Genomic DNA, 7,007 nt, shown 5'->3' on the forward strand with positions numbered 1-7,007 from the left:
AGCCCCATAAATGACTGAGTTGAAGAACGATCGTTACCTGCGCGCGCTGTTGCGCCAGCCGGTGGATGTGACCCCCGTATGGATGATGCGCCAGGCCGGTCGTTATTTACCGGAGTACAAGGCGACTCGCGCCCAGGCCGGTGATTTCATGTCGCTGTGCAAGAACGCGGAGCTGGCCTGTGAGGTTACGCTGCAGCCGCTGCGCCGCTATGCGCTGGACGCCGCCATCCTGTTCTCCGATATTCTCACCATTCCCGACGCCATGGGGCTCGGCCTGTACTTTGAAGCCGGCGAAGGCCCGCGTTTCAGCTCCCCCGTCACCTGCCGCGCCGACGTCGACAAACTGCCGGTGTTCGATCCGGAAGTGGAGCTGGGCTATGTGATGAACGCGGTGCGCACCATTCGCCGCGAGCTGAAGGGCGAAGTGCCGCTGATCGGCTTCTCCGGCAGCCCGTGGACGCTGGCTACCTATATGGTTGAGGGCGGCAGCAGCAAGGCCTTCACCAAGCTGAAGAAGATGATGTATGCCGAACCGGCCACGCTGCACCTGTTGCTGGACAAGCTGGCGGACAGCGTGATCCTGTATCTCAATGCCCAGATCAAGGCCGGCGCGCAGTCGGTGATGGTGTTCGACACCTGGGGCGGCGTGCTGACCGGGCGCGATTACCGCGAGTTCTCGTTGCACTACATGCACAAGATCGTCGATGGCCTGCTGCGTGAAAATGACGGCCGCCGCGTGCCGGTGACGCTGTTTACCAAAGGCGGCGGGCAGTGGCTGGAGGCGATGGCCGCCACCGGCTGCGATGCGCTGGGGCTGGACTGGACCACCGACATTGCCGATGCGCGCCGTCGCGTAGGCGACAAAGTGGCGCTGCAGGGCAATATGGATCCGTCGATGCTTTATGCTTCTCCGGCGCGCATCGCGGAAGAAGTGGAGACCATTCTGGCCGGTTTCGGCCACGGCAACGGTCATGTGTTCAACCTGGGCCACGGCATCCATCAGGATGTGCCGCCGGAGCACGCCGGGGCCTTCGTCGAGGCGGTACACGCGCAGTCGGCGAAATACCACCGTTAAGGATCCGATGTGACCGATATGGCGGCTCTGCGCGCCGAACAGCTGCGGCGCGCCGCTGAAGTCATTCGCTACGACGATCTGCCGGCCGAACCGCCGGCGTTCATCGCCGGCGCCGATGTGGGCTTCGAGCAAGAGGGCGCGGTGACGCGCGCCGCCATCGCCATCCTGCGCTATCCGTCGCTGGATCTGGTGGAGTATCAGGTGGCGCGCATCGCTACCGTCATGCCTTATATCCCGGGTTTCCTGTCGTTTCGCGAATACCCGGCGCTGCTGGCCGCCTGGGCGCAGCTGCGGCAAAAACCGGGGCTGATCTTCGTTGATGGCCACGGCGTTTCACATCCGCGGCGCCTCGGCGTCGCCAGCCATTTCGGCCTGCTGGTCGATGTGCCGACCATCGGCGTGGCCAAGAAGCGCCTGTGCGGCAAATTCGCGCCGCTGGACGCCGCCGTCGGCGCGCTGGCGCCGTTGGAAGATAAGGGAGAACAGCTGGGCTGGGTATGGCGTAGCAAAGCGCGTTGCAACCCGCTGTTCATCTCTACCGGTCACCGCGTGGGCGCCGACAGCGCGCTGGCGTGGGTGCAGCGCTGCATGGCGGGCTACCGTTTGCCGGAGCCGACCCGTTGGGCCGACGCCATCGCTTCGCGCCGTCCGGCGTTTCAGCGCTGGTTGCAGCAGCATCCGGAGGTGTCGCCATGAGCGATTTCGGGTACACTGCGCCGCAGATAACGCGTAAGAGAGTAAAGCATGCTACGTAACCCGATTCATTTACGTCTGGAACGGCTCGAGGGCTGGCAACATTTGACCTTTATGGCCAGTTTGTGCGAGCGTATGTACCCGAATTACCAGATGTTCTGCAAACAGACCGAGTTCGGCGATCCGGCGGTTTATCGCCGCATTCTGGATTTGGTGTGGGAAACGCTGGTGCTGAAGGATGCCAAGGTCAACTTCGACAGCCAGCTCGAGAAGTTGGAAGAGGCGATTCCGTCGGCGGAAGATTACGATCTTTACGGCGTTTACCCGGCAATTGATGCCTGTATCGCATTAGGGGAACTGATCCATTCGCGGCTCGGCGGGGAGACGCTGGAGCACGCCATCGCCATCAGCGAAACATCGATTCGCACCGTGGCGATGTTGGAAATGACCCAAGCCGGTAAGGAAATGACCGACGAAGAGTTGGAAAGTTTGCCGGCGGTAGAGGAAGAATGGGACATTCAATGGGAAATTTTCCGCCTGTTGGACGCCTGTGAAGAGCGCGATTTAGACCTGATCAAGGGGCTGCGATCCGACCTGCGAGAGGCCGGTGTCAGCAACATCGGGATAAATTTAGCGCAATAAGGCAACAAAACGTGATTTAACGCCTGATTTGTCATGCCTTAAGGCTTCACATCCGCACCCTGTCTGGTCTACATTTGGGGGGCGTAAAAAAAGTGGCTATCGGTGCGTGTATGCAGGAGAGTGCTGTCAATCGGCATATCCGTCGCACTCGATGCTTTGCAAACGATAAACACACTGTAAGGATAACTTATGAACAAGACTCAACTGATTGATGTAATCGCGGACAAGGCTGACCTTTCCAAAGCACAAGCTAAACTGGCTCTGGAATCCACCCTGGCTGCAATTACTGAGTCTCTGAAAGAAGGTGATGCAGTACAATTGGTTGGCTTCGGTACTTTCAAAGTAAACCATCGTAGCGAGCGCACTGGCCGCAACCCACAGACTGGCAAAGAAATCAAAATCGCAGCAGCCAACGTGCCTGCGTTCGTTTCTGGCAAAGCACTGAAAGACGCCGTTAAATAAGACCGCGCCTCGGTGAAAAGATTAAACAGGGGGGCGATGGCGCCCCTTTTGTTTACTCGTCGGGCGCTCATGGCCGTTGGCATCGCCGTCGGCCTGAGCGCCTGCAGTTTCCATTCCGATATCCCCAGTTTTACCGCCAGCGGCTTCGTGGCCGATCAGGGCGTGATACGTCTGTGGCGTAAAGACGATGAGCAACATCGTCCGCAAGTGTTGGTCAGCGTCTACAGCCCTTACCGCGGCCCGGGTACCATTACCACGCTGTACACCTATCAGGGCGACGTGCTGCGCCAAATCAAACGTAACGACGCCGACGGCGATCGAGATTCTATTCAGCTGCGCTTTGCCGACGACGGCACGGTGAGCTTTATGCAGCGCCAACTGGCGACACGCCGCGAACCGCTGACCCGCGATGAAATTGCCCTGTATCAATATCAGGCGCGACGGATCCTCGAAGTGAGCAATGCGCTGCGCGCCGGCAAGGTGAAATTGCTGCAGGGGCGTTGGATGCAGGGCGAGGTGCAAACCTGCGACGGCCAAAGCATGAAACCGGGACTGGATGCCGCCTCCATCGTCTGGATCGAGAAGCGTGCCCGCAGCAGCAGCCGGCCGGTGAGCGTCGCCTGGCTGGAAGCGCCTGAAGGCAGCGAACTGCTGCTGGTGGCGAACGACGATTTCTGCAGCTGGGAACCGAAAGAAGACCAACTATAAAAAAGGCCCCGCGCTGCGGAGCCTCTTGTCATGACCATGAAAGGTCAAATTATTTGCCGCGCGCAATCGCGCGATAACCGATATCTTTACGGCAGAAGCTGCCTGGCCACTGGATGCCTTCCGCCAGCTGATAAGCGCGTTGCTGCGCCTGCGCCACGGTGTCGCCCAGCGCCGTCACGCACAGCACGCGGCCGCCGCTGGTGACGACGTCATCGCCCTGCAGGTGCGTACCGGCGTGGAAGACCTTACCGTCGGCGCTTTCCTGCTGCGGTAGCCCCTGGATAACCTCACCGTTGCGATAGTCGCCCGGATAACCGCCGGCTGCCAGCACTACGCCGAGCGCAGGGCGTTCGTCCCAGTCAGAACTTTTCTCGTTCAGACGGCCTTCGGCACCCGCCAGGCACAGTTCCACCAGATCGGAGCGCAGGCGCAGCATGATCGGCTGAGTTTCCGGATCGCCAAAACGGCAGTTGAATTCGATCACCTTCGGCTGGCCGTCAGCGGAGATCATCAGGCCGGCGTACAGGAAGCCGACGTAGGTATTGCCTTCCGCCGCCATGCCGCGCACCGTCGGCCAGATCACCTGGTCCATGGCGCGCTGGTGGATTTCGTCGGTCACGACCGGCGCCGGAGAGTAGGCCCCCATGCCGCCGGTGTTCGGGCCGGTATCGCCGTCGCCGACGCGCTTGTGGTCCTGGCTGGTGGCCATCGGCACCACGTTCTCGCCATCGACCATCACGATGAAGCTGGCTTCTTCGCCGTCGAGGAACTCTTCCACTACGATGCGATGACCGGCGTCGCCGAAGGCGTTGCCGGCCAGCATGTCACGCACGGCTTCTTCCGCTTCCTGCAGCGTCATCGCGACGATCACGCCTTTACCGGCCGCCAGGCCATCAGCCTTGATGACGATCGGCGCGCCTTTGCGGCGCACATAGGCTAGCGCTGGCTCCACCTCGGTGAAGTTTTCATATTCGGCGGTCGGGATGCGGTGGCGCGCCAGGAAATCTTTGGTGAAGGCTTTGGAGCCTTCGAGCTGCGCGGCGGCCTGTGATGGGCCGAAGATTTTCAGACCGGCGGCCTGGAAGGCGTCGACCACGCCGATCACCAGCGGCGCTTCCGGCCCAACGATGGTCAGACCGATATCATGGCTCTGGGCGAACGCGACCAGGGCGGGGATGTCGGTGGCGGCGATCGCCACGTTTTCCAGATTGGCTTCCAGCGCGGTGCCGGCATTACCCGGCGCGACGTAGACTTTGTCCGCCAGCGGAGACTGGGCGGCTTTCCAGGCCAGCGCGTGTTCGCGCCCGCCGTTGCCGATAATCAAAATGTTCATCAGGGGCTCCACGAATGGCGTGCGCCGGAGCGCACGCGGCAAAAGGAATTAATGGCGGAAGTGACGCATGTCGGTGAAGATCATCGCGATGCCGTGTTCGTTGGCGGCGGCGATCACTTCGTCGTCACGGATTGAGCCGCCAGGCTGGATCACGCAGGTGATGCCAACCGCCGCGGCGGCATCGATGCCGTCGCGGAACGGGAAGAAGGCGTCGGAGGCCATGGCGGAGCCTTTTACTTCCAGCCCTTCGTCGCCCGCTTTGATGCCGGCGATCTTGGCGGAGTAAACGCGGCTCATCTGGCCGGCGCCTATGCCGATGGTCATGTTGTCACGCGCATAAACGATGGCGTTGGATTTCACGAACTTGGCCACTTTCCAGCAGAACAGCGCATCACGCAGTTCCTGCTCGGTCGGCTGGCGCTCGGATACCACGCGCAGATCGGCGGCGGTTACCATGCCCAGATCGCGATCCTGCACCAGCAGGCCGCCGTTGACGCGCTTGAAGTCCAGCCCCGCCACGCGTTGCTGCCACTGGCCGCAGGCCAGCACGCGCACGTTCTGTTTGGCGGCCAGCAGGGAGCGCGCTTCCTGGGTGACGTTTGGCGCGATGATCACTTCCACGAATTGGCGGCTGATGATCGCCTGCGCGGTGGCGGCGTCCAGCTCGCGGTTAAAGGCGATGATGCCGCCGAAGGCGGAGGTCGGGTCGGTTTGGTAAGCGCGCTCGTAGGCGGCCAGAATGTCGTCGCCGATCGCCACGCCGCAAGGGTTGGCGTGCTTGACGATCACGCAGGCCGGTTCGGCGAACTCTTTCACGCATTCCAGCGCGGCGTCGGTATCGGCGATGTTGTTATAGGACAATGCTTTGCCCTGCAGCTGCTCGGCGGTCGCGACGGACGCTTCCTTCACCTCTTCCTCTATATAGAAGGCGGCCTGCTGGTGGCTGTTCTCACCGTAGCGCATATCCTGCTTCTTGATGTAGTTGAGGTTCAGGGTACGCGGGAAGCGGCCGGACGGTTGCTCGGTCTCGCCGTGGTACGCCGGCACCAGCGCGCCGAAGTAGTTGGCGATCATGCTGTCGTAGGCGGCGGTGTGTTCGAAGGCTTTGATGGCGAGATCGAAGCGGGTGGCATAGCGCAGCGAGCCGTCGTTGTTGTCCATCTCGGTAATGATGGCGGCGTAGTCGCTGCTCTTCACCACGATGGCGACGTCTTTATGGTTCTTGGCGGCGGAGCGCACCATGGTCGGGCCGCCGATATCGATATTTTCGACCGCGTCTTCCAGCGAGCAATCCGGGCGCGCCACGGTTTGGGCGAACGGGTACAGATTGACGACCACCATGTCGATAGGCTTGATGTCATGCTGATTCATGACGGCGTCGTCCTGGCCGCGGCGGCCGAGAATGCCGCCGTGGACTTTCGGGTGCAGGGTCTTAACTCGTCCGTCCATCATCTCCGGGAAGCCGGTGTAGTCGGAAACTTCGGTAACGGGCAGACCGGCGTCTGCCAGCAGACGAGCGGTGCCGCCGGTGGAGAGCAGTTCAACGCCGCGCTGGGAAAGCGCTTCGGCGAATTCAACGATACCGGTTTTGTCAGACACGCTGAGCAGGGCCCGGCGGATTGGACGAGGTTGTTGCATGGTTTTATCCCTTGGCTTTGAGTCGCAATTAAAGAGCGTTACGTGAATGTCCACCTCGTTCTCTCTATAAGGAAGGGTTTTTTGCCTTATAAAGGGAGGGTCAGGCACATATTCAGGTAGCGCCCCCATAAAAAGGGGGATCGTTTCGTCGCGGGGAATTGTAGCGAAAACGTTTGCGTGGCGCTCGTAAATTTTCCGTGCAAATCGCATCTGTGGATAACACTGTGTGCAAGTGGGTATAAGGCGGGGTTTTGCTGTGGAATGCAGCGAACGATCGTTTTTGCTGAAAATACCTGTTGCGGCCTGCGAGGAACTCCCTATAATGCGCCTCCATCGACACGGAACATGTGAACAACTTCACAGAGTATCCGGGGGTCGCAGAGAAAAAATCCTGAAAATTAGGGTTGACTCTGAAAGAGGAAAGCGTAATATACGCCACCTCGAGTTAGCAAGCGA

General features: G+C 60.5%; 7 protein-coding genes. 5 read left to right on the top strand and 2 right to left on the bottom strand.

The features are described from left to right. The first annotated feature begins 10 nt into the window (after positions 1 to 10). The 5 genes from hemE to ACTJJ6_RS22960 all read left to right on the top strand — a co-directional run bounded on the left by hemE (position 11) and on the right by ACTJJ6_RS22960 (position 3,580). Positions 11 to 1,075 (top strand): uroporphyrinogen decarboxylase, encoded by a 1,065-nt coding sequence (gene hemE, locus ACTJJ6_RS22940; RefSeq protein WP_004929877.1) that lies wholly within the window; start codon positions 11 to 13, stop codon positions 1,073 to 1,075. A gap of 9 nt (positions 1,076 to 1,084) precedes the next feature. After that, complete coding sequence (gene nfi / locus ACTJJ6_RS22945; RefSeq protein ID WP_049300349.1) at positions 1,085 to 1,771, top strand: deoxyribonuclease V; 687 nt, start codon at positions 1,085 to 1,087, stop codon at positions 1,769 to 1,771. A 48-nt stretch (positions 1,772 to 1,819) separates the two neighbouring features. Then, entirely contained in the window at positions 1,820 to 2,410 is a 591-nt protein-coding gene (locus tag ACTJJ6_RS22950) for a YjaG family protein (RefSeq protein ID WP_440804440.1), read from the top strand. A 189-nt stretch (positions 2,411 to 2,599) separates the two neighbouring features. Beyond that, complete coding sequence (gene hupA / locus ACTJJ6_RS22955; protein WP_004929874.1) at positions 2,600 to 2,872, top strand: nucleoid-associated protein HU-alpha; 273 nt, start codon at positions 2,600 to 2,602, stop codon at positions 2,870 to 2,872. Between the two features lie 36 nt (positions 2,873 to 2,908). Next, entirely contained in the window at positions 2,909 to 3,580 is a 672-nt protein-coding gene (locus ACTJJ6_RS22960) for a DUF1481 domain-containing protein (protein ID WP_028127643.1), read from the top strand. A gap of 49 nt (positions 3,581 to 3,629) precedes the next feature. On the opposite strand, the gene purD is transcribed toward ACTJJ6_RS22960, so the two are convergent. After that, positions 3,630 to 4,913 (bottom strand): phosphoribosylamine--glycine ligase, encoded by a 1,284-nt coding sequence (gene purD / locus ACTJJ6_RS22965; protein ID WP_049300348.1) that lies wholly within the window; start codon positions 4,911 to 4,913, stop codon positions 3,630 to 3,632. 48 nt (positions 4,914 to 4,961) lie between these two features. Continuing rightward, positions 4,962 to 6,551 carry a bifunctional phosphoribosylaminoimidazolecarboxamide formyltransferase/IMP cyclohydrolase gene (purH, locus tag ACTJJ6_RS22970; protein ID WP_015376332.1) on the bottom strand — a complete coding sequence of 530 codons (1,590 nt, stop codon included), beginning with the start codon at positions 6,549 to 6,551 and terminating at the stop codon, positions 4,962 to 4,964. Positions 6,552 to 7,007 lie beyond the last annotated feature (456 nt).

The sequence above is a fragment of the Serratia sp. 22278 genome (assembly GCF_052045405.1).
GTDB classification, from domain to species: domain Bacteria; phylum Pseudomonadota; class Gammaproteobacteria; order Enterobacterales; family Enterobacteriaceae; genus Serratia; species Serratia marcescens.

Excerpts from the sequence above, each read along its gene's own strand:
- hemE (WP_004929877.1), top strand. The coding sequence starts at position 11 with ATGACTGAGTTGAAGAACGATCGTTACCTGCGCGCGCTGTTGCGCCAG.
- ACTJJ6_RS22950 (WP_440804440.1), top strand. The coding sequence starts at position 1,820 with ATGCTACGTAACCCGATTCATTTACGTCTGGAACGGCTCGAGGGCTGG.
- hupA (WP_004929874.1), top strand. The coding sequence starts at position 2,600 with ATGAACAAGACTCAACTGATTGATGTAATCGCGGACAAGGCTGACCTT.
- ACTJJ6_RS22960 (WP_028127643.1), top strand. The coding sequence starts at position 2,909 with ATGGCGCCCCTTTTGTTTACTCGTCGGGCGCTCATGGCCGTTGGCATC.
- purD (WP_049300348.1), bottom strand. The coding sequence starts at position 4,913 with ATGAACATTTTGATTATCGGCAACGGCGGGCGCGAACACGCGCTGGCC.
- purH (WP_015376332.1), bottom strand. The coding sequence starts at position 6,551 with ATGCAACAACCTCGTCCAATCCGCCGGGCCCTGCTCAGCGTGTCTGAC.